Annotated in this window: 19 protein-coding genes; 11 read left to right on the top strand and 8 right to left on the bottom strand. The window is 70.6% G+C overall.

All coding sequences use genetic code 11. The features are described 5' to 3' along the window. The first annotated feature begins 309 nt into the window (after window positions 1-309). On the top strand, window positions 310-585 hold the full coding sequence (locus tag CGZ93_RS05030; RefSeq protein ID WP_094363060.1) for a WhiB family transcriptional regulator: 276 nt from the start codon (window positions 310-312) through the stop codon (window positions 583-585). Here the strand turns inward: CGZ93_RS05030 and CGZ93_RS05025 are convergent. Together CGZ93_RS05025 and CGZ93_RS05020 are read right to left on the bottom strand one after the other, a co-directional pair. After that, window positions 547-1686, bottom strand: coding sequence for an ArsA family ATPase (locus CGZ93_RS05025; protein WP_094363059.1), 1140 nt, complete (start codon window positions 1684-1686; stop codon window positions 547-549). The genes CGZ93_RS05030 and CGZ93_RS05025 overlap by 39 nt on opposite strands. Then, on the bottom strand, window positions 1686-2654 hold the full coding sequence (locus tag CGZ93_RS05020; RefSeq protein WP_094363058.1) for an ArsA family ATPase: 969 nt from the start codon (window positions 2652-2654) through the stop codon (window positions 1686-1688). The genes CGZ93_RS05025 and CGZ93_RS05020 overlap by 1 nt, the downstream gene beginning before the upstream one ends. Window positions 2655-2771: 117 nt before the next feature. On the opposite strand from CGZ93_RS05020, the gene CGZ93_RS05015 reads away from it, so the two are divergent. From CGZ93_RS05015 to CGZ93_RS04995, 5 genes are read left to right on the top strand one after another with little or no spacing between them, the layout of a single operon-like run. Next, window positions 2772-4475, top strand: coding sequence for a formate--tetrahydrofolate ligase (locus CGZ93_RS05015; protein ID WP_094363057.1), 1704 nt, complete (start codon window positions 2772-2774; stop codon window positions 4473-4475). Between the two features lie 19 nt (window positions 4476-4494). Beyond that, a complete protein-coding gene (locus CGZ93_RS05010) occupies window positions 4495-4650 on the top strand; it encodes a DUF4177 domain-containing protein (RefSeq protein ID WP_094363056.1) in 156 nt (51 codons plus the stop codon). Further along, window positions 4647-5105 carry a RidA family protein gene (locus tag CGZ93_RS05005; RefSeq protein ID WP_094363055.1) on the top strand — a complete coding sequence of 153 codons (459 nt, stop codon included), beginning with the start codon at window positions 4647-4649 and terminating at the stop codon, window positions 5103-5105. Before CGZ93_RS05010 ends, CGZ93_RS05005 begins: the two co-directional genes overlap by 4 nt. A gap of 3 nt (window positions 5106-5108) precedes the next feature. Further along, a complete protein-coding gene (locus tag CGZ93_RS05000; protein WP_094363054.1) occupies window positions 5109-5828 on the top strand; it encodes an NUDIX hydrolase in 720 nt (239 codons plus the stop codon). Next, window positions 5825-6631, top strand: a complete 807-nt coding sequence (locus CGZ93_RS04995) for an MBL fold metallo-hydrolase (RefSeq protein ID WP_094363068.1) — start codon at window positions 5825-5827, stop codon at window positions 6629-6631. Before CGZ93_RS05000 ends, CGZ93_RS04995 begins: the two co-directional genes overlap by 4 nt. Here CGZ93_RS04995 and CGZ93_RS04990 read toward each other — a convergent pair. Continuing rightward, window positions 6594-7274 (bottom strand): Crp/Fnr family transcriptional regulator, encoded by a 681-nt coding sequence (locus tag CGZ93_RS04990; RefSeq protein ID WP_229117208.1) that lies wholly within the window; start codon window positions 7272-7274, stop codon window positions 6594-6596. The two genes, CGZ93_RS04995 and CGZ93_RS04990, sit on opposite strands and share 38 nt — an antisense overlap. 99 nt (window positions 7275-7373) lie before the next feature. Here CGZ93_RS04990 and nth point away from each other — a divergent pair, with 99 nt between their 5' ends. The 3 genes from nth to CGZ93_RS04975 all read left to right on the top strand — a co-directional run bounded on the left by nth (window position 7374) and on the right by CGZ93_RS04975 (window position 10610). Continuing rightward, complete coding sequence (gene nth, locus CGZ93_RS04985; protein WP_094363053.1) at window positions 7374-8090, top strand: endonuclease III; 717 nt, start codon at window positions 7374-7376, stop codon at window positions 8088-8090. Continuing rightward, window positions 8087-8764 carry an NUDIX hydrolase gene (locus tag CGZ93_RS04980; RefSeq protein WP_094363052.1) on the top strand — a complete coding sequence of 226 codons (678 nt, stop codon included), beginning with the start codon at window positions 8087-8089 and terminating at the stop codon, window positions 8762-8764. Before nth ends, CGZ93_RS04980 begins: the two co-directional genes overlap by 4 nt. Window positions 8765-8894: 130 nt before the next feature. Further along, window positions 8895-10610 (top strand): alpha-glucosidase, encoded by a 1716-nt coding sequence (locus CGZ93_RS04975; protein ID WP_094363051.1) that lies wholly within the window; start codon window positions 8895-8897, stop codon window positions 10608-10610. A gap of 26 nt (window positions 10611-10636) precedes the next feature. On the opposite strand, the gene CGZ93_RS04970 is transcribed toward CGZ93_RS04975, so the two are convergent. The 3 genes from CGZ93_RS04970 to CGZ93_RS04960 are packed head-to-tail and all read right to left on the bottom strand — an operon-like array spanning window position 10637 to window position 13177. Further along, on the bottom strand, window positions 10637-11209 hold the full coding sequence (locus tag CGZ93_RS04970) for a dihydrofolate reductase family protein (protein WP_094363050.1): 573 nt from the start codon (window positions 11207-11209) through the stop codon (window positions 10637-10639). Continuing rightward, a complete protein-coding gene (locus CGZ93_RS04965; RefSeq protein ID WP_094363049.1) occupies window positions 11206-12138 on the bottom strand; it encodes a helix-turn-helix transcriptional regulator in 933 nt (310 codons plus the stop codon). The genes CGZ93_RS04970 and CGZ93_RS04965 overlap by 4 nt, the downstream gene beginning before the upstream one ends. Window positions 12139-12187: 49 nt before the next feature. Continuing rightward, a complete protein-coding gene (locus CGZ93_RS04960; RefSeq protein WP_094363048.1) occupies window positions 12188-13177 on the bottom strand; it encodes a sugar-binding transcriptional regulator in 990 nt (329 codons plus the stop codon). A gap of 92 nt (window positions 13178-13269) precedes the next feature. Here CGZ93_RS04960 and CGZ93_RS04955 point away from each other — a divergent pair, with 92 nt between their 5' ends. Next, complete coding sequence (locus CGZ93_RS04955) at window positions 13270-15018, top strand: glycerol-3-phosphate dehydrogenase/oxidase (protein WP_324252432.1); 1749 nt, start codon at window positions 13270-13272, stop codon at window positions 15016-15018. Window positions 15019-15396: 378 nt separating this feature from the next. Here CGZ93_RS04955 and CGZ93_RS04950 read toward each other — a convergent pair whose 3' ends face one another. Next, the gene (locus tag CGZ93_RS04950) at window positions 15397-17541 is read right to left on the bottom strand and encodes a RecQ family ATP-dependent DNA helicase (RefSeq protein WP_094363047.1); all 2145 of its coding nucleotides are present in this window, start codon (window positions 17539-17541) and stop codon (window positions 15397-15399) included. Window positions 17542-17610: 69 nt separating this feature from the next. Here CGZ93_RS04950 and CGZ93_RS04945 point away from each other — a divergent pair, with 69 nt between their 5' ends. After that, window positions 17611-17988: a hypothetical protein gene (locus CGZ93_RS04945; protein ID WP_094363046.1), complete on the top strand. Its 378-nt coding sequence runs from the start codon at window positions 17611-17613 to the stop codon at window positions 17986-17988. A 9-nt stretch (window positions 17989-17997) separates the two neighbouring features. On the opposite strand, the gene CGZ93_RS04940 is transcribed toward CGZ93_RS04945, so the two are convergent. Next, window positions 17998-18888, bottom strand: coding sequence for a CPBP family intramembrane glutamic endopeptidase (locus CGZ93_RS04940; RefSeq protein WP_094363045.1), 891 nt, complete (start codon window positions 18886-18888; stop codon window positions 17998-18000). Window positions 18889-18899 lie beyond the last annotated feature (11 nt).

Here is an 18899-nt window from a genome sequence, read left to right as displayed (position 1 = left end):
CAATCGGGCACTACCGTGGGACATGAGAACCTCCGGGTTGGCGTGGGCCTTCGACAAGCCACATCCCATTCGGAGGTTCTCGTTCGTTCAACCAGGCTCGCCGCTACCAACGTCCTGGCCGGGTACACCTAGCGCCGATCGGGCAGTCTGCGGGCGGTTCCGCTACTCAACGGTATGAGTTCGGTCTCATCGGGCCCCTGGGACTGGCGAAATCCGTGTCGACTTTTATAACATCATGCCAACGCTGCAGCGACGCGGGGGTCCTTCCGGCCACGCGTACCCCTCGCTGGGCGCTATTGGGGAGGAAGCATGACCCTCACGCACGAATGGTCCACCAGGGCCAACTGTCAGGGTTCGGCGGACGCACTGTTCGTCGAGGGCGCCGCGCAGAAGCGCGCCCGACAGGTCTGTCTCGGCTGCAGCGTACGCGCGCAATGTCTCGCCGAGGCGCTGGACAACCGGATCGAGTGGGGCGTCTGGGGTGGGATGACCGAGCGTGAGCGCCGGCACCTGTTGCGGGTGCGCAGCGACGTCGGCTCGTGGGCCTCAGTGCTGCTCGGCGAGAGCGCCCCCCACGGCGCGTAGCGCCGCCAGATCGTTCACGTCCCCCAGCTGCGCCGGGATCTCGGCCAGGCGTACGCCCGGGTTGGTCACCCCGAACCGGCGGATCAGGTCCCGTTCGCGCACCTGACGGCGCATCCGATCCGCGTGCCGCTCCAGCGCCAGCCGGGCCACCCGGTCGCTGTCGGGATCGAGTTCCTCGACCAGCGCCATCGCCCGATCGGCCGACAGCTCCACCGACGACCCGTGCACCCGATTCACCACCACCCCGGCCAGCGGCATCTCCTCCTCACGCAGCCGATCGGTGAAGTACGCCGCTTCGCGCAGCGCATCCCGGCTCGGTGAGGCCACCACCAGGAAGCGGGTGTGCGCCGAGGACAGATTCGCCAGGGTCGCCTCGGCCCGCTGCCGAAATCCCCCGAACAGGGTGTCGAAGGCGGTCACGAAGGTCTGCACGTCGCGCAGCACCTGGGCGCCGAGGATCTTGTCCATCGCTCCCATCACCAGGTTGACCGTGACCGACATCAGCTTGAACGGGCCGCGGGCCGGGGCGAGCAGCATCCGCAGCATCCGGCCGTCGAGCAGTCGGCTCAGGTGCTCGGGCGCCTCCAGGAAGTCCAGCGCTGAGCGCGACGGCGGGGTGTCCACCACGATCAGGTCCCAGCGGTCGTCCTTGGTCGCCTGTTCGTGCAGCTGCCCGAGCTTCTCCATCGCCATGTATTCCTGCGTTCCGGAGAACGAGGTCGACAACGCTTGATAGAACGGGTTGTTCAGGATCTGCTCGGCCTTGGCCGGGCTGGCGTGAGCGGTCACCACGTCGTCGAACGTGCGCTTCATGTCCAGCATCATCGCGTCCAGCCGGCCGCCGGCGGCGGTGTCCACCCCGGCCACCTCGCGCGGGGTGTTGTCCAGCTCGGTCAGCCCGAGCGACTGGGCGAGCCGGCGGGCGGGGTCGATGGTCAGCACCACCACCCGGCGGCCCTGCTCGGCGGCCCGCAGCGCCAGCGCGGCCGACGTGGTCGTCTTGCCGACGCCGCCGGAGCCGCAGCAGATCACGATCTGCACGCTCCGATCGGCCAGCAGCGGGTCGAGTTCCAACCGCGTTGCTCTGGTACGCCTGGCCATCAGCCGAGCTCCTCGGGGAGTTGGGCGCGCAGTTCGTCGGCGATCTGGAACAACGCCGCCTGATCGATCCCGCCGGGGTCGGCCGGGATCAGCGCCAGCGGCAGCCGCGGCGTACGCAGGAGCTCCTGGCACTGCCGCTCCTCGCGGATCCACGCGGCCTCGGTCGCCAGCTCGTTCGCCAGCCGGCCGGTGGTGTCGGCGTCCAGCCCGGGCACCGTCAACGGGAGTCTGCCGCGGATCGCCAGATCCAGCTCGGAGTCGTCCAGCCCGGTCTCGGTGACCTGGTTGCAGATGAGGTCCGCCACCTCGATCCCGGTCGGGGACAGTTCCTCGATCGCCTCCAGGGTCTCGGTCACCGGCATGTCCTCGGCGATGGTGACCAGGTGCACCGCGGTCTGCGGCGAGCGGAACACCTTGATGATCGAGTCGGCCTGGTTGCGGATCGGGCCGACCCTGGCCAGCCCGGAGACCGCTTCGTGCACGTTGAGAAAGCGGGCGATCCGACCGGTCGGCGGGGCGTCGAGCACGACGGCGTCATAGGCGTCCTTGCGTTTCTTGGCGCCGCGGCGTACCGCCTCATAGACCTTGCCGGTGAGCAGCACGTCACGCAGGCCGGGTGCGATCGAGGTGGCGAAGTCGAACACCCCGAACCGGTCCAGCGCCCGCCCTGCCACGCCGAGCCGATAGAACGTCTCCAGATATTCCTGCAGGGCCGACTCGGCGTCGATCGCCAGCCCGAACACCTGCCCGCCGGCGGGCGTACGCACCAGGCGGCGCTCCTCGCCCGGGCCCAGTTCGGGTACGCCGAACAGCTCACTCAACCCCTGTCGGCCCTCCACCTCGCACAGCAGCACGCGGCGCCCGGAACCGGCCAGGGCGCACGCCAGTGCCGCGGCGATGGTGGTCTTGCCGGTGCCGCCCTTGCCACTGACGATGTGCAGCAGGCGGGGCTCGGTGGGCGTTGGCATGGGTCAAACCCTACCCGGGGGTATGCAGCGCGGGCACCGGCGAGATGATGAGGTCAGGTGTCCAGAAACGGGGCTCGAGCCTCGGGGGCGCGATTCGATCACGACTGAGGGAGCACGATGAAGTCCGACCTTGAGATCGCCCGGGCGGCCCGGCCACGCCCGATCCACGAGGTGGCGGCCGAGCTGGGACTGCCCGAGGAGGCCTGCGAGCCCTACGGCCGGCAGGTGCTCAAGATCGACCCGGCGGCGGTCGAGCTGGGCGATCGGCCGCGCGGGCGCTATGTGGTGGTCACCGCGATCACCCCGACCCCGCTGGGGGAGGGGAAGACCGCGACCACGGTCGGCCTCGGCCAGGCGTTCGGGCTGCTCGGGCGGCGGGCCGTGGTGACCATCCGGCAACCGTCGATGGGACCGACCTTCGGGATCAAGGGCGGCGCCGCCGGCGGCGGGTACGCCCAGGTGATCCCGATGGAGCAGCTCAACCTGCACCTGACCGGCGACTTCCACGCCGTCACCGCCGCGCACAACCTGCTCGCGGCGATGGTCGACAACCACCTGCACCACGTGGCGCGGGGCACCGTCACCGAACCCGAACTCGACCCTGCCCGGGTGGACTGGCGGCGGGTGCTGGACGTGAACGACCGGGCCCTGCGCAACGTCGTCCTCGGGCTCGGCGGGCGGCTGGACGGCGTACCCCGACAGGCTGGGTTCGACATCACCGCCGCCTCGGAGCTGATGGCGCTGCTCGGGTTGGCCACCGACCTGGCCGACCTGCGCGCCCGGCTCGGCCGGGTGGTCGTCGGCGCCGACCGCGCCGGCCACCCGGTGACCGCCGAAGACCTGGGCGCGGCCGGGGCGATGGCGGTGATCATGAGGGAGGCGATCAAACCCAACCTGCTGCAGACCCTGACCGGTACGCCCGCGCTGGTGCACGCCGGCCCGTTCGGCAACATCGCCACCGGCAACTCCTCGGTGGTGGCCGACAAGCTGGCCCTGCGCTGCGCCGACTTCGTGCTCACCGAGGCCGGTTTCGGCGCCGACATGGGGGCCGAACGGTTCTTCAACATCAAGTGCCGGGTGTCCGGTGAGGCGCCGGACGCGGCCGTCGTGGTCGCCACCGTGCGCGGGCTGAAATATGCCAGTGGCCGGTTCAAGGTGGTCCCCGGCAAGCCGCTGCCCGACGACCTGCTCACCGAGGATCCCGACGCGGTGCACGCCGGCGCGGCCAACCTGTGCAAGCAGCTGCAGATCGTCCGCCGCCACGGCGTACCGGCGGTGGTGGCGATCAACCGCTTCCCCGACGACCACGCCTCCGAGCTGGCCGCGATCGCCGAGATCGCCGCCTCGGCCGGGGCCCGGTCGGCGGTCTACAGCGGGGTCGCCGACGGGGCCGAGGGCGGGGTCGAGCTGGCCGAGGCCGTGATCGCCGCCACCGAGCAACCCGCGCAGTTCCGCCCGCTCTATGACCTGGCCGAGCCGCTGACCGCCAAGATCGAGGCGATCGCCACCGAGGTCTACGGGGCCGACGGGGTGGACTATTCGAGCACCGCCGAACGCCAGCTCCGGGCGTACACCGAACAGGGCTTCGGTGAGCTGCCGATCTGCACCGCCAAGACGCACCTGTCGATCTCCTCGGACCCGGCGCTGAAGGGGGCGCCGACCGGATGGCGGCTGCCGGTGCGGGAGGTGCGGCTGGCCGCCGGCGCTGGATTCGTCTATCCGATCTGTGGCGAGATTCGCACCATGCCGGGGCTGTCGGCGCGGCCGGCGGCGACGCGGATCGACCTGGACGCCGACGGGCAGGTGATCGGCCTGTCGTGACGGCGGTTACGCTCGGCCCATGACCAAGTGGGAATACTTCACCGCACCGGTACTGGTGCACGCCACCAAGCAGATCCTGGACAACTTCGGCGCCGACGGCTGGGAACTGGTCCAGATCGTGCCCGGACCCAACCCCGATAACCTGGTCGCCTATTTCAAGAGGCCGGTCCAGTGAGCGCATCCGATCGGCTCGACGAGCTCGGCCTGATCCTGCCGCCGGTGCCGACCCCGGTGGCGGCGTACGTCCCGGCGGTACAGACCGGTGATCTGGTCTACACCTCCGGGCAGGTGCCCGTCGTCGACGGCAAGCCGGTCGCCACCGGCAAGCTGGGTGCGGAGGTGTCGCTGGAGCAGGGCGTCGCCGCCGCGCGGGTGTGCGCGCTGAACGCGATCGCCGCCGCGGCCGAGCGGGCCGGCGGGGTGGACAACATCGCCCAGATCGTCAAGGCGGTCGTGTTCGTGGCCTCCACCCCTGAGTTCACCGACCAGCCGAAGGTCGGCAACGGCGCCTCGGAGGTGCTCGCCGACGTGTTCGGCGACGCCGGTCGGCACGCGCGCTCGGCCGTCGGCGTGGCGGTGCTGCCGCTGGACGTCCCGGTCGAGGTCGAGCTGATCGTCCGGGTGCGCTGAGCGATGGCGTACGCCGGGTCGCACTCCTGGGAGGTCTTCGAGGAGATCCCGCCCGAGGTGCTGACCCGGACCCCGGCCAGTTGGGCGGGCACCCGACGGCGTACGCCGCTGGCCCCCGGCCAGCCGGTGGCCGTGCCGCGGACCGCGGCGACCCTGGTGCTGCTGCGTGAGGGTCGTGGCGGGCTGCAGGCCTGGCTGGTCCGCCGTAGCCGCGGGATGCAGTTCGGCGGGGTGTGGGCATTTCCCGGTGGCAAACAGGAGCCGGTCGACGAGCAGGCGGCCGATCCGCTGCGGGCCTGCCTGCGCCGGGAGTGCCTGGAGGAGACCGGGTTGGATCTCGCCGGGCCCGGGTTCGGTGAGCCGCCGCTGCCGTGGTCGCGGTGGATCACCCCCGAAAACCATCCGCAGCGCTATGACACCTGGTTCTTCCTGCTGCTGGCCCCGCCGGGGCTGGAGCCGCGGAACACCTCCACCGAGGCCGACCGGGCCGAATGGGTGTCGGTGGCCGAGCTGGTGGCCGCCGACCGGGATGCCGCGGCCGAGCAGGTGGCGATGCTGCCGCCGACCCGGTCGGTGCTCGCCGAGCTGGCGCTGCTCGGGTCCTGGCCGCGGATCCGTGAGGTGGCCGCCCAGCGGGTGATCGAACCGGTGACGGCGCGACTGGTCCCGCAGGGGGACGGGTGGCGGCCGAGCCATCCGCGACGCGACGGGAGCTGGACATGAGCTGGACGCCGATCCGCCTGCTGGCCCCGAACCCCGGGCCGATGACCCTGGGCGGGACGAACACGTGGGTGCTGGCGCCGGAGGTCGGCCCGGCGGTGGTGATCGACCCCGGACCCGAGGACGACGGGCACCTGGCGGCGGTCGCGAATGCCTGCCCCAACGGGATTTCCGAGGTGTGGGTGACCCATCATCACCATGATCACATCGAGGCGGCGCCGGGGCTGGCGGAGCGGTTCGGGGCCGCCGTTCGGGCGTACGATCCGGCGCTGTGCGATCGCGTGCTGCGGGATCGGGAGACCGTCGAGCTGGGGGATCGGGCGATCGAGGTGCGGCATCTGCCGGGGCACACGGCCGACTCGATCGGGTTCGTGCTGCACGGGTCGCCGGGGGAGGGCACGCAGGCGGCGGACTTCTTCAGCGGGGACATGGTGCTCGGTGAGGGCACCACGGTGATCGTGCACCCCGACGGTGACCTGCGCTCCTATCTCGCGTCGTTGGACGAGATGCTCGCGCTGGTCGCCGATCACGAGGTTGGCCGGATCCTGCCGGGGCACGGCCCGGATGTGGCGGATCCCGTTGCCTGGTTGGATCATTACCGGACGCATCGGCACGAGCGGTTGCAGCAGGTACGCGAGGCCGTCGCCTCCGGACTGGACACGGTGGAGCAGATCGTCGAGGCGATCTACGGCGACGTCCCCGAAGGCGTACGCGGCGCCGCCGCCGAATCCACCCGCGCCCAGCTGGCGTACCTCGAGGTCCCTTGGCTCAGCGCGCCCGGCGTTCCACCCGCTCCAGGTCGGTGATGGTGACCGAGCGTGGCTCGAGCCGGATCCACCCGCGGGCGGCGAAATCGGCGAGCGCCTTGTTCACCGTCTCACGGGAGGCGCCGACCAACTGGGCGAGCTCCTCCTGGGTCAGTTCGTGGTGCACCACCAGTCCGTGATCGGTCCGCTCGCCGAAGCGTGAGGCCAGATCGAGCAGCGCCTTGGCCACCCGGCCGGGCACATCGGAGAACACCAGGTCCGACACCACATCGTTGGCCCGGCGGAGTCGTCCGGCGAGTTGGCTGAGCAGGCCGCGGGCCACCTCGGGGCGACCGTCCAGCCAGCGGATCAGCTCGTCGTGTTCGAGCACCCGCAACTCGCACTTGGTCACCGCGGTGGCGGTGGTGGAGCGGGGCCCGGGGTCGAACACCGACAGCTCACCGAACATCTGACCGGGCCCGAGCACCGCGAGCAGGTTCTCCCGCCCGGTGCTGCCGTGCCGACCGAGCTTCACCTTGCCGTCGACGACGACGAACAGCTGGTCACCGACATCGCCCTCGTGGAACAGGACGGCACCGCGGGCCAGGCTGAGCGAGCCCATGGTGGAGGCAAGCGACTGGTACGCCTCCTGATCAAGCCCCTTGAACAGCGGCGCCTGCTTGAGCACGTCCTTGGCTTCCACGGACCCTCCTGAATGGCAAATCTTCTGGGCAAGGCTACCGTCGAGCCCAGCGTGAATCGAATCACACCCGGCTCCGCGCGCCGGGTCTAGGCTGACGCCATGCCGAGCAGCCCTCCCGTCGTGCCGCCCCCGCCCACGGCCCTGGTACGCCGGGCCCGCAAGATCAACCGGGTGCTGGCCGACACCTATCCCGACGCGAAGTGCGAGCTGGACTTCGCCGATCCGCTGCAGCTGCTGGTGGCGACGGTGCTGTCGGCGCAGTCCACCGACAAGCGGGTCAACCTGGTCACCCCGCAGGTGTTCGCGCGCTATCCGGATGCGGCCGCGCTGGCCGGTGCCGATCGCGCGGTGCTCGAGGAGATCATCCGCCCGACCGGCTTCTTCCGCGCCAAGACCGACGCGGTGATCCGGCTCAGCCAGGCGCTGGTGGAACGGTTCGACGGGCAGGTGCCGGGGCGGTTGGCCGACCTGGTGACCCTGCCCGGGGTGGGCCGCAAGACCGCGAACGTCGTGCTGGGCAACGCCTTCGGCATACCGGGCATCACCGTGGACACCCACTTCAAGCGGCTGTCGATCCGCTTCGGCTGGACCACGCAGAGCGACCCGGACAAGATCGAGGCCGAGGTCGGTGCGCTGTTCCCGCGCAAGGACTGGGTGATGCTGTGCCACCACGTGATCTGGCACGGACGCCGCCGCTGCCACGCCCGCAACCCGGCCTGTGGCGCCTGTCCGGTGGCGGCGCTGTGTCCGGGGTACGGCGAGGGTGAGACCGATCCGGTCAAGGCCGCCAAGTTGGTCCGGGAGCCGCGCGGATGAGGCGTACGCCCGAGGCGCTCGCCGCCCTGACTCGGGCGCTGGAGCAACCGCAAGTGCAGCCGGAGGTGGTCGCCGAGCGGCCCGGCCGCGGCGGGCGTCCGGCGGCGGTGCTGGCGCTGTTCGCGACCGAGCCGGAACTGTCGGTGGTGGTGATCGAGCGGGCCGCGACGCTGCGCTCCCACGCCGGGCAGCTCGCCTTTCCCGGGGGCGCCATCGACCCCGGCGACGCCTCGGCGGAGGCCGCGGCGATGCGGGAGGCGGCCGAGGAGATCGGGCTCGAGGCCGGTGGGGTGGAGCTGCTCGGTCACGTGCCGGCGGTGCACGTCGCGGTGAGCGGGTTCGACGTGACCACGGTGGTCGGCTGGTGGCGCGAGCCGCACCCGGTGGTACCGGTGGATCTGGCCGAGGTGGCGGCGGTCTACCAGGTGCCGCTGGCCCAGCTGCTCGACCCGGCGAATCGGCGTACCGCCCACCACCCGTCCGGTTATCGCGGCCCGGCGTTCGTGGTGGGGGAGCTGTTCATCTGGGGTCTCACCGCCGGCCTGCTCGACGGGCTGATCCAGCTCGCCGGCTGGGAACTCCCCTGGGACCGCGACCTGCTGGCCGACATCCCCGCCCGCTTCCTGCGCGACCGCTCCCGCCGCGAACCCGGTACTTCCGCCAACACCCACTGACCCACCTGCCCCCACACTTTGTCACTGGTTATGCCCGGGGACGCGGCGCAACCTCGTGCCGGAGATCTCCGCATAACAACTGACAAAGTGGGGACTGACTGGGTGGTCAGGGATCTGCCACGATTGGGGCATGAGTGGTTTCGTCGTTCCTGCCCATCGTGCCGATCCCGACTGGTGGCGTTCCGCCGTCGTCTATCAGATCTATCCGCGCTCGTTCGCCGACTCCAACGGCGACGGGGTGGGGGACCTGCGCGGGATCATCCAGCGACTCGACCACCTGGCCGACCTCGGGGTCGAGGTGCTGTGGCTGAGCCCGGTCTATCGCTCACCGCAGGACGACAACGGCTACGACATCTCCGACTACACCGACATCGATCCGAGCTTCGGCACCCTGGCCGACCTGGACGAGTTGATCGCCGGCCTGCACGAGCGTGGGATCGCCCTGATGATGGACCTGGTCGTCAACCACACCAGCGATGAGCACCCGTGGTTCGTCGAGTCGCGCGATCCCGAATCGCCGAAGCGCGACTGGTACTGGTGGCGGCCCGGCCGCGAGGACGCCGACGGCAACCGGATCGCCCCGACCAACTGGGAGTCCGCCTTCTCCGGCCCGGCCTGGGAGTACGACGAGCGGTCGGGCGAGTACTACCTGCACCTGTTCAGCCGCAAGCAGCCCGACCTGAACTGGGAGAACCCCGAGGTGCGGCAGGCGGTGTACGCGATGATGCGCTGGTGGCTGGATCGCGGCGTCGACGGGTTCCGGATGGACGTGATCAACTTCATCTCCAAGACCGAGCCGCTGGCCGACGGACCGGAGGTGCCCGGGCGGCCGCTGTCCCCGGCGTTCCCGATGGTTGCCGACGGCCCACGGATGCACGAGTTCCTGCACGAGATGCACACCGAGGTGCTCGCCGGCCGCAACCTGGTCACCGTCGGAGAGATGCCCGGGGTGACCGTCGAGGACGCCCGTCGCTACACCGACGCCGACCGCGCCGAGCTGGACATGGTGTTCACCTTCGAGCACGTCGCCCTCGACATCGGCGCCACCAAGTGGGAGCGGGTTCCGATCCCGCTTCCTGTTCTCAAAGGAAATCTGGCGCACTGGCAGGCAGGGTTGGCCGACGCCGGCTGGAACTCGCTGTATTGGGACAACCACGACCAGCCGCGGGCGGTGTCCCGGTTCGGCGACGATTCACCCGAGCACCGGGTCGCCTCGGCCAAGACCCTGGCCACCGTGCTGCACCTGCATCGCGGAACGCCATATGTCTATCAGGGTGAGGAAATCGGCATGACGAACGCCGGATTCACCCGGATCGACCAGTACCGTGACATCGAGGCGCTGAACCACTACGCCGAGGCCACCGGCGCCGGTGCCGACCCGGAAAACCTGCTGGCACAGCAATCGGTGCAGACCCGGGACAACGCACGGACGCCGATGCAGTGGGACGCCACGACGAACGCCGGCTTCAGCACCGGTACGCCGTGGATCGGGGTCAACCCCAACCACACCGAGATCAACGTCGCCGCCCAGCAGGGCGATCCGGATTCGGTGCTGGCGCACTACAAGCGGCTGATCGCTCTGCGCAAGGCCGAACCCGCCGTCGTCGACGGTGCCTTCGAGCTCAGGCTTGCCGAGCACGACCAGTTGTGGGTGTTCACCCGGGCCAGCGGCGACACCGTGCTGACCGTGGTCGCCAACTGTTCCTCGCGCCCGGCCCAGCTCCCGGACGACCTGGTCGCCGACCTGGCCGACGCCGAGTTGATGATCGGCACGGTGGACCGGCCTGCCCCGGATCTGTTGCAGGCGTGGGAATCCCGGATCGTACGCCGCAGCGGAGACTGCTGAGCCCTGCTGCCTCGGCGACCCCCGGGTCAAGAAGCCCGGCGCGCCCCCACCACCCGGTAGCTGGCGCACAGGAAGGCGCCGTTGCGGCCGTGGCGGACCAGCTCCAGGTCGAACGCGCGAGGAAACAGCGGGCGTCCTGCGCCCAGAGTCACCGGGGCGATGGACAGCAGCAGGTCATCCAGCATCCCCTCCTCGGCGAACTGGCAGGCCAGGTCCCCGCCGCCGACCACCCAGACGTCCTTGTCCTGCGCCGCCTCCTCGAGCTCGGCCCGGTGCGCGGCCGGTGAGCCCTGCACGAGCCGCACGTTGGCCGCGGCCGGTTCCAGTCGGCGGTGGGTGAACACCAGGCAGGGTTGGGAATAGGGCCACTGCTCACCCTTGGCCGTGATCTCGTCCAGCACCCACTGATAGGTGGTGGCACCCATCGCCAGCGCACCGACGCCGGCGATGAAGTCCGGATAGGACTGCGTCGCCTCGGGATCCGCCCGTTGCTCCTGCTCGCTGCCCTGCGGTTGGGTGAACAGCCAGTCCAGGGAGTCGTTCTCGTCGGCGAGGTAGCCGTCCAGGGTGGTTGCGGTATAGAAGCGGTAGCGAGTCATGTGGTCCCTCCACTGTGTCGTCGGTGCCAGGTGATCGGATCGGGGTCGAGGGCGGGGTCGGACAGGTCGCATCCGGCATCGCGGAGCATCCAGCGGGCCACCTGACGGCGGTGCGCCGAAAAGGTGAGCACGTGCGCCACCACCTGACAGAGCACGAAACTCTCCGGTGGGGTGCACAGGGCGTCGACGATGCGATCGCCCCAACCGCCCCGGGCATCCACCTCGTCGAGCAGGCGGAGCCAGCGCGGGACCACCTCCCGGTGGTGTTCGGCCAGCGCGTTCAGGTCGCCGATCGCGGACAGGTCCGGTTGGTCCTCCCCCTCGATAGCAGCCAGCCACGGCCCCTTCGCCAGCACGAGGTTCCGCAACAACTGCCACAAAGTTTCCTCCGGCCCGTCCCAGGCCAAGCAGACGGCCCCCGGCAGACGTACCTGATGGAGTTGCGTTGCCGACAGGGATTGCGCCACCGACATCAGCGCACTCACATCCTCGCAGTCCTGACGGATCAGGATGCCGAGCACCGGATCACCCGCACCGCCCCCGGCCGCAGCGTCGACGTAGAGGGCCGTCGGCGAGTGGAAGTGGATCCCGTTCGGTGCGGACAGCCAGTGCCCGCGGCTGCTCGCGGGCGGCGTCTCGCTGGGGGCGAACCCGAACGCGCGCCGGTACGCCCGGGAGAATCCGTTCACGCTGTCGTAGCCGGCTCCGAACGCAGTCTCGGTGACGTTGGCGCCGCGCTGCAGCAGCCAGGCCGCGCGTTCGAGCTCGACCCGGCGACGCAGGGCCATCGGCGCCTCGCCGGCCAACCGGGTGACCTGGCGGCCGAAGTGGAAGGGCGAGGAGTGCGCCGCCGCGGCCATCTCGGTCAGGGAGGGCTCCGCATCGAGCACGGCGTCCAGGAGTTCTCGAAGGCGATCACGGCCGGTCATGTCAGCAAGTATCGGCTCCCGCGGGCTGTCCGCGCCCGACCGAAATTGCTCACCTGGCGCTGTGCCGCGCCGGCCGACCTCCGCTGGAGCGGTGCGTGCGCAGCAACTCCCGGGCGGTGAGTTCGTCGATCACCAGGTCGGTGGCGACGCGGGCGCGCAGCGCGGCGAGGGTGGCGCGTACCTTGTGCCCACCCGACACCACGCACACCCGGCGCGGAATACGTTGCAGCTCCGCCGGCGTCGGCCCAGACGCGCGGTCGTTGATGGCCAGGTCGGCGTACGACCCGTCGGCGCGCAGCAGCACGGTACACACGTCGCCCACCACACCGGCCGCCGCCAGTTCGGTCATGGTCACCTCGTCGAGATAGCCCGAGGTGTAGACGTGGCTGGCCTGCCGCCCGCCGAAGCTGCCCACCCCGAACAGCGCCAGGTCGCAGGACTGCTGACGCGCCAGCACTCCGGCGATGCTGCGCTCGCGCCACAGCGCCTGCTTGGTGCTGGCGAAGTCGAAGAAGGCCGGCACCGGAAACCAGTGCACCTCAGCGTCGAACGCCTCCGCGGCGGTGGCCAGAATGCTTTCGGAATAGGGAATCCCCGAGGTGGTCGAGTTGGCCGAGCCGTTCAGCTGGACGATCGCCGAGCCCGCCGCAGGCGTACGCCTCAGTCGTTGCGCCACCGCCGCCACCGTGGTGCCCCACGCCACGCCCAGACTGCCACCGGGGTGGACCAGCGACTCCACCAACCTGGCCGCTGCCGTGGCGATGTGGTCCAGCCGCTGCTCGGCCCCCGCGTTGGCGCGGGTCGGGACCAGGTGGGGGCGTACCCCGAACTCGCGACGCAGGCTGCCCGCCAGCTCGGAGTCGTCCCCGGGGCGGGGGGCCAGCGTGATCCGCACCCACCCCTCGTCCCGGGCGGTCGCCAGCAATCGGGACACCGTGGAACGGGACACGCCCAGCCGTGCGGCGATCGCCTCCATTGTCTCGTCCTGCAGGTAGTAGAGCTCGGCCGCCAGGTAGGCCTGATCCTCACGATCGCCCACGTCACCACCTCCCTTCTGCACGTTTGTGCAGAAGGCTTGCCCATTCGTGCATCATCGCACACGATGGTAACGGCAAAACCTGAGGAGGAGTAGTGGAGTCGACGAGCTTGAACCCGAAGTCCCGGCTGGCGGCACTGGCCGCCATGTCCGACGAGGAGGGCCTGGACGTGCTGGTGGTTGGCGGCGGGGTCACCGGCGCCGGTATCGCCCTCGACGCCGCGACCCGTGGCCTGCGCACCGGAATCGTGGAGATGCAGGACTGGGCCCAGGGCACCTCCTCGCGCTCCAGCAAGCTGGTGCACGGCGGGCTGCGCTACCTCTACAACCTCGACTTCGCGCTCGTGCATGAAGCTCTCCGGGAACGTGGTCTGCTGCTGTCGACCACCGCCCCGCACCTGGTCAAGGAGCAGCCTTTTCTGTGGCCGTTGAAGATGCCGGTGATCGAGCGTTCCTATTCTGCGGTCGGTGTCGGTCTCTATGACGTGATGGCGCGGGCGGGCGCGCAGGGGCATCCGGTTCCGGTGCAGCGGCACTACACCAGAAAGGGTGCCCTGGAAGCTTTTCCGGACATCCGCCCCGACCAGCTGACCGGCGCGATCCGCTATTTCGACGCCAGGGTTGACGATGCCCGCCTGGTGCTGGGACTGGTCCGCACGGCCGTCGGCTATGGGGCGTACGCCGCCTCCCGCACCCAGGTGGTGGATTTCCCCCGCAACGACCGCGGCCGGGTGACCGGGGCGGTGGTCCGCGACCTGGAGACCGGCACCGAGCACACGATCCGCGCCAGCCGAGTGATCAACTCCACCGGCGTGTGGACCGAGGACTCCGAGGAGCTCGCCAGCCGCGACCACACCCAGTCCGGCGAGGGGCTGAAAGTCCTGGCCAGCAAGGGAATCCACCTGGTCTTCCCGAAGGAGCGGATCAACGGAAGCACAGGGCTGTTCCTGCGCACCGAGAAGTCGGTGTTGTTCATCATCCCGTGGCAGCGCTATTGGATCGTTGGCACCACCGACACCGCCTGGCACCACTCGCGTCAATATCCGGTGGCCACCACCGCCGACATCGACTATATCCTCGAGCACGCCAACAAGGTGCTCTCCAGCAACCTGACCCGCGAGGACGTCATCGGCACCTACGCCGGGCTGCGTCCCCTGGTCCAACCCACCGAGGACACCGCAGGGGACGGGGAGACCAGCTCCACCAAGGTGTCCCGCGAGCACACCGTGGCCGAGGTCGCCCCGGGGCTGGTGGTGATCGCCGGCGGCAAGCTGACCACCTATCGCGCGATGGCCGAGGACGCCGTCGACTATGCCCTCGGCAGCCAGATGGCCAAGGCGCTCCCGTCGGTCACCGCCCGCACCCCGCTCGTCGGCGCCGCCGGCCTTGAGGCCGCCAGCCGCCGATTCGCCAACCAGGCTGGCGAATTCGGCTGGACCGAGGACCGTGTGGAGCACCTGCTCGGTCGCTACGGCACCGAGGTCGCGGTGCTGCTGGAGTTGATCGCTGAGCATCCCGAGTGGGCCGAGCCGCTGCCGAGCGCCCCGGCGTACCTCAAGGTGGAGGCCGCGTTCGCCGTGCTGCACGAGGGTGCGCTGCACCTGGCCGACATTCTCAACCACCGGATCCGGCTCGGCTTCGAGACCCGCGACCGGGGGGTCTCCGCGCTCGAGGACCTGTCCGAGGTGGTGGCCCCGCTGCTCGGCTGGGACGTCGAGACCGTCCAGCAGGAGCAACAGGCGTACGCCGCAGCAGCCGCGGCCGAGGCCGCGGCGGAGGCCCAACCCGACGACGCCAGCGCCGAGGCCGCCCGGCTGCGCGCACTTCCGGTCGCGGTCGGCTGATCCTCCGCCCGTGGACGAGTGTCCCGGAACAATCCGGATCCCCTCCCGAGGCGAACCCCACCCGTCGTAGGGTGCCGAAGGGCCCCGGAGCAAACCGATGAGCCTGCTCGAGCTGCCCCCACCCCTCGTCGCCTCTCTGAACAGTACCGGCCAGCAGCGGCCGGAGGGTGACGAGGCTGCCGCCTTCGGCTATGGCCAACGCTGGATGCACATGGGCGGCAAGGTCGGCCAGGCCACCGAGGAGGGCAGCGCGGCCTCCAAGCAGGTCACCGGCGAGAACGCGGGCAAGGCCGCGGATGCGTTCACCGACAAGGTGGGCGCCAAGGCCGGACTAGCCCTTCGACAGGCTCAGGGACCCTTCGACAGGCTCAGGGGTCTTCAGCCGGCCAGCGCCAGGGCGAACGGGAGCACCGCGGGGGCGCCGGCCAGGCGTACCTCCCGCGCGGCCACCGTCATGGTCCACCGCGAGTCGACCAGGTCGTCGACCAGCAGCACCGGCCCGCTCAGCCCGGCCAGCGCCGACCGTTGCTCGGCCGATAACTCGAACCGCTGCCACAGCGAGGCCAGCCGATAGGCGCTGTTGCCAGGACCCGGTTGCGGCAACTCCGGGCGTACCGCCAGTGTCCCCAGATCCGTCAACCGGCCCACCCGGGCCAGCCCCTCGGCCAGCGAGCGGACCAACCGGGGTCGCGACAGGGACCCGATCGAGAGCACCGCCACCGGCCGCTCGCCCCACCCCCACTCGCGCAGCACCTCGACGCAGGCCCGGGCCAGGTTGGCCGGCACCTCGGCGTCCACCGGGTTGCCCTGGTCGTCGTTGACGAACAGCGAACGCAGCGCGGCGCCGTGGCCGAGGTCGGTCAACCGGGCCACCGCGCGTCCCTCGGCGTACGCCTCCTCGGCCGGGATCCTGCCCTTCACCGGCACCGACAGCCGATCCATCCCGGACGGCCACTGGACCCTGGGCTCGATCGGTACACCGACCCGCGCCAGCCCGGCCTCGGCCTTCTCCACCCAGTCGGCCGGCACGTCGGCGGAGAACCAGACCGGCTCTCCGGCGGCCCGCTGACAGTTGTCGCAGCGTCCGCAGGCGGCGGCGGTGGGGTCGTCGAGTTGTCGGGTGAGGAACTCCATCCGGCAGGCCGAGCCGCTCTCATAGTCGAGCATCGCCTGCTGCTCGCGCTGGCGAGCCTCCTCGATCCGGCCGTAGCGTTCCTCGTCATAGCTCCAGTCGGTGCCGGTGCGCTGCCAGCCGCCGCCCACCTTCTCGACCGCCCCGTCGACGGCGAGCACCTTCAGCAGCAGTTCCAGCGGGGAGCGGCGCAGGTCGACCCGGGCCTCCAGCGCGCCGACGCTGAGCGGTTTGTCGGCCTGCTCGAGCGCGGTCAGCACCTGCCCCACCTTGTGCGGGGTGGGCATGGACACGGTGGCGAAGTAGTGCCAGATGTCGCGGTCCTCCACCCCGGGCAGCAGCAGCACGTCGGCCCGGTCGGTGGCGCGACCCGCGCGCCCCACCTGCTGGTAGTAGGCGACCGGTGAGCTCGGCGCGCCCAGGTGCACCACGAACCCGAGATCGGGTTTGTCGAACCCCATGCCGAGCGCACTGGTCGCCACCAGCGCCTTGACCCGGTTGTCCTGCAACGCCTGCTCGGCGGCCTCGCGCTCGGCCGGGTCGGTGCGTCCGGTGTAGGCCTTGACCGGAAGCCCTGCGTCGGCGAGCAGTCGGGCCGTGTCCTCGGCCGCGGACACGGTGAGCGCGTAGATGATGCCCGAACCCGGCAGCTCAGCCAGGTGGGCGAGCAGCCAGCCCAGCCGTTGCCGCGAGGTCTGCAGGGTGAGCACACCGAGCCGGAGTGAGTCGCGGGCGAGCGGACCGCGCAGGGTGAGCACTCGGTGCCCGCCGCCGCCGAGCTGTTCGGCGACGTCGGTGACCACCCGCTCGTTCGCGGTGGCGGTGGTGGCGAGCACCGGTACATCCGCAGCCAGGTCGGCGATCAGCTCCCGGATCCGGCGATAGTCGGGCCGGAAGTCGTGGCCCCAGTCGGAGATGCAGTGCGCCTCGTCGACCACCAGCAGCCCGAGCCGGTCGAGCAGGGCGGGCAGCACCGTGTCCCGGAAGCGCGGGTTGGTCAGCCGCTCGGGGGAGACCAGCAGCAGGTCGAGCTCGTCGGCGCGCAGCCGGTCGATCACCTCGTCCCACTCGGTCACGTTGGCGGAGTTGATCGCGGCGGTGCGTACGCCGGCCCGTTCGGCCGCGGCGACCTGGTCGCGCATCAGCGCCAGCAACGGGGAGACGATCAGCGTCGGCCCGGACCCGCGCTGGCGGCGCAGCAGGGAGGCGACGAAATAGACCGCCGACTTGCCCCAACCGGTGCGTTGCACCACCAGCACCCGCTGTCGCTGCTCGACCAGCGCCTTGATCGCCTCCAGCTGGCCGTCGCGGAAGGTGGCGTCGGGTCGGCCGGTGAGCCGGCGCAGCACCGTCAGGGCGTCGTCGTCGAGGTGGGGGGTGTCAGCCGTCATGGGTCCCAGTCAACCGGCCGGCACTGACATCGCCCCACGCACCCCGTCGGTTGTGGCAGCATCTGCACCATGATCGGGCCACGAATCCGCCAGGCCGGCGCCGCGGACGCGCTCCTGGTGGGGGCCCTCACGATCCAGGCTGCCCGCGCGGAGGGGCTGGACCCGGGACCGGGTTTCCTGGACCGATTCGCCGACGCGTGGCTGGAGTATCGCGATCAGCACCCGGCCTGGTGGGCCGAGCTCGACGGCCGGCACGCCGGACTGCTGCTGACCGCCCGCACCCGGCCGCTGCCGTGGCCCGGGCGTACCGGAGGGGGAGCGCTGCGCGCCGAGCGACTCTTCGTCCCCGCCGACCTGACCGGTCGCGGGGTGGACGAATCGCTGCGGGCCGCCGCCCGGGAGTGGGCGACGACCCGCGGCATGGACTGGGTCGACCTCGACGACTGAGCGCCCCGGTCAGCGCCGGTACGCCACCTCGCTGCCCTTCCAGCCCGCCAGCAGCACCGTGCCGATCGCCACCCAGATGAATGCCTGGGCACCCCAGACGAACGAACCAGCGGCGTTCAACGGGGTGAAGTTCAGGATCAGGTTGGTCAGGTGCAACCCCGCGTGTACGCCGATCGCGGGCCACAGCGAACCCAGCCGCAGCGCCATCGCCCCACCGCAGAACGCGAATGCCATCGCCATCACGACGTAGACGATCCGATCGACCACGGTTTCCTGGCCACCGTTGGAGATGATGTGCAGGGCGCCGAACATCACGGCCGAGACGACCAGGGCGAGGCGGGGGCGGGTGCGCAGGCAGTTCATCAACCAGCCGCGCCACACCAGCTCCTCCGGGATTCCCTGCAGCGCCACGCCGGCCATCGTCTGGCCGACGACGGCGGCGATCACCGTGCCCGCGGTCATGCTCTGCCACTGCGCCGGGGGAATCGGGGTGTGCTGGGCCAGATTGGCCATGGGAAGCAGCACCGTCGGCAGGACGACCGCGACCAGGCTGGCGGCCCAACCCAGGCCGAACAACCACCACGAGTCGCGGCTGGTCAGCCACCCGACGTCGCGGAGCCGCCCGCGCAGCACGAATCGGGTGGCCAACCACACCAGCAGCACGGCCGTGGCCAGAGTGAGCAGGGAACCCACCGACCGCAGGACAACCTGTCCGACGATCGATTTCTGGGCCATCCGCTCGACGCCGGGGATCAGCGTCACCGGAACGGCGATCACATAGTTGGCGAACATCATCACCGTCGCGAGCAGGACACAGACTGCGAACGGAAGACGACGGTGCAGAGCGCCGCGCTTCGTGGTCGGTTGGTCGGAGGCGAGTGATGGTTCGGCGATCGTCATGGTCTCAGTGT

This window comes from Enemella dayhoffiae (genome assembly GCF_002250625.1).
GTDB classification, from domain to species: domain Bacteria; phylum Actinomycetota; class Actinomycetes; order Propionibacteriales; family Propionibacteriaceae; genus Enemella; species Enemella dayhoffiae.
Note: the sequence above shows the minus strand (reverse complement) of the source record. Positions and strands in the feature narration are given on the sequence as shown.

Bases quoted from the DNA above. Each gene is read 5' to 3' on its own strand.
- CGZ93_RS05030 (WP_094363060.1), top strand. From the start codon at position 310: ATGACCCTCACGCACGAATGGTCCACCAGGGCCAACTGTCAGGGTTCG.
- CGZ93_RS05025 (WP_094363059.1), bottom strand. From the start codon at position 1,686: ATGGCCAGGCGTACCAGAGCAACGCGGTTGGAACTCGACCCGCTGCTG.
- CGZ93_RS05020 (WP_094363058.1), bottom strand. From the start codon at position 2,654: ATGCCAACGCCCACCGAGCCCCGCCTGCTGCACATCGTCAGTGGCAAG.
- CGZ93_RS05015 (WP_094363057.1), top strand. From the start codon at position 2,772: ATGAAGTCCGACCTTGAGATCGCCCGGGCGGCCCGGCCACGCCCGATC.
- CGZ93_RS05010 (WP_094363056.1), top strand. From the start codon at position 4,495: ATGACCAAGTGGGAATACTTCACCGCACCGGTACTGGTGCACGCCACC.
- CGZ93_RS05000 (WP_094363054.1), top strand. From the start codon at position 5,109: ATGGCGTACGCCGGGTCGCACTCCTGGGAGGTCTTCGAGGAGATCCCG.
- CGZ93_RS04995 (WP_094363068.1), top strand. From the start codon at position 5,825: ATGAGCTGGACGCCGATCCGCCTGCTGGCCCCGAACCCCGGGCCGATG.
- nth (WP_094363053.1), top strand. From the start codon at position 7,374: ATGCCGAGCAGCCCTCCCGTCGTGCCGCCCCCGCCCACGGCCCTGGTA.
- CGZ93_RS04980 (WP_094363052.1), top strand. From the start codon at position 8,087: ATGAGGCGTACGCCCGAGGCGCTCGCCGCCCTGACTCGGGCGCTGGAG.
- CGZ93_RS04975 (WP_094363051.1), top strand. From the start codon at position 8,895: ATGAGTGGTTTCGTCGTTCCTGCCCATCGTGCCGATCCCGACTGGTGG.
- CGZ93_RS04970 (WP_094363050.1), bottom strand. From the start codon at position 11,209: ATGACTCGCTACCGCTTCTATACCGCAACCACCCTGGACGGCTACCTC.
- CGZ93_RS04965 (WP_094363049.1), bottom strand. From the start codon at position 12,138: ATGACCGGCCGTGATCGCCTTCGAGAACTCCTGGACGCCGTGCTCGAT.
- CGZ93_RS04950 (WP_094363047.1), bottom strand. From the start codon at position 17,541: ATGACGGCTGACACCCCCCACCTCGACGACGACGCCCTGACGGTGCTG.
- CGZ93_RS04945 (WP_094363046.1), top strand. From the start codon at position 17,611: ATGATCGGGCCACGAATCCGCCAGGCCGGCGCCGCGGACGCGCTCCTG.
- CGZ93_RS04940 (WP_094363045.1), bottom strand. From the start codon at position 18,888: ATGACGATCGCCGAACCATCACTCGCCTCCGACCAACCGACCACGAAG.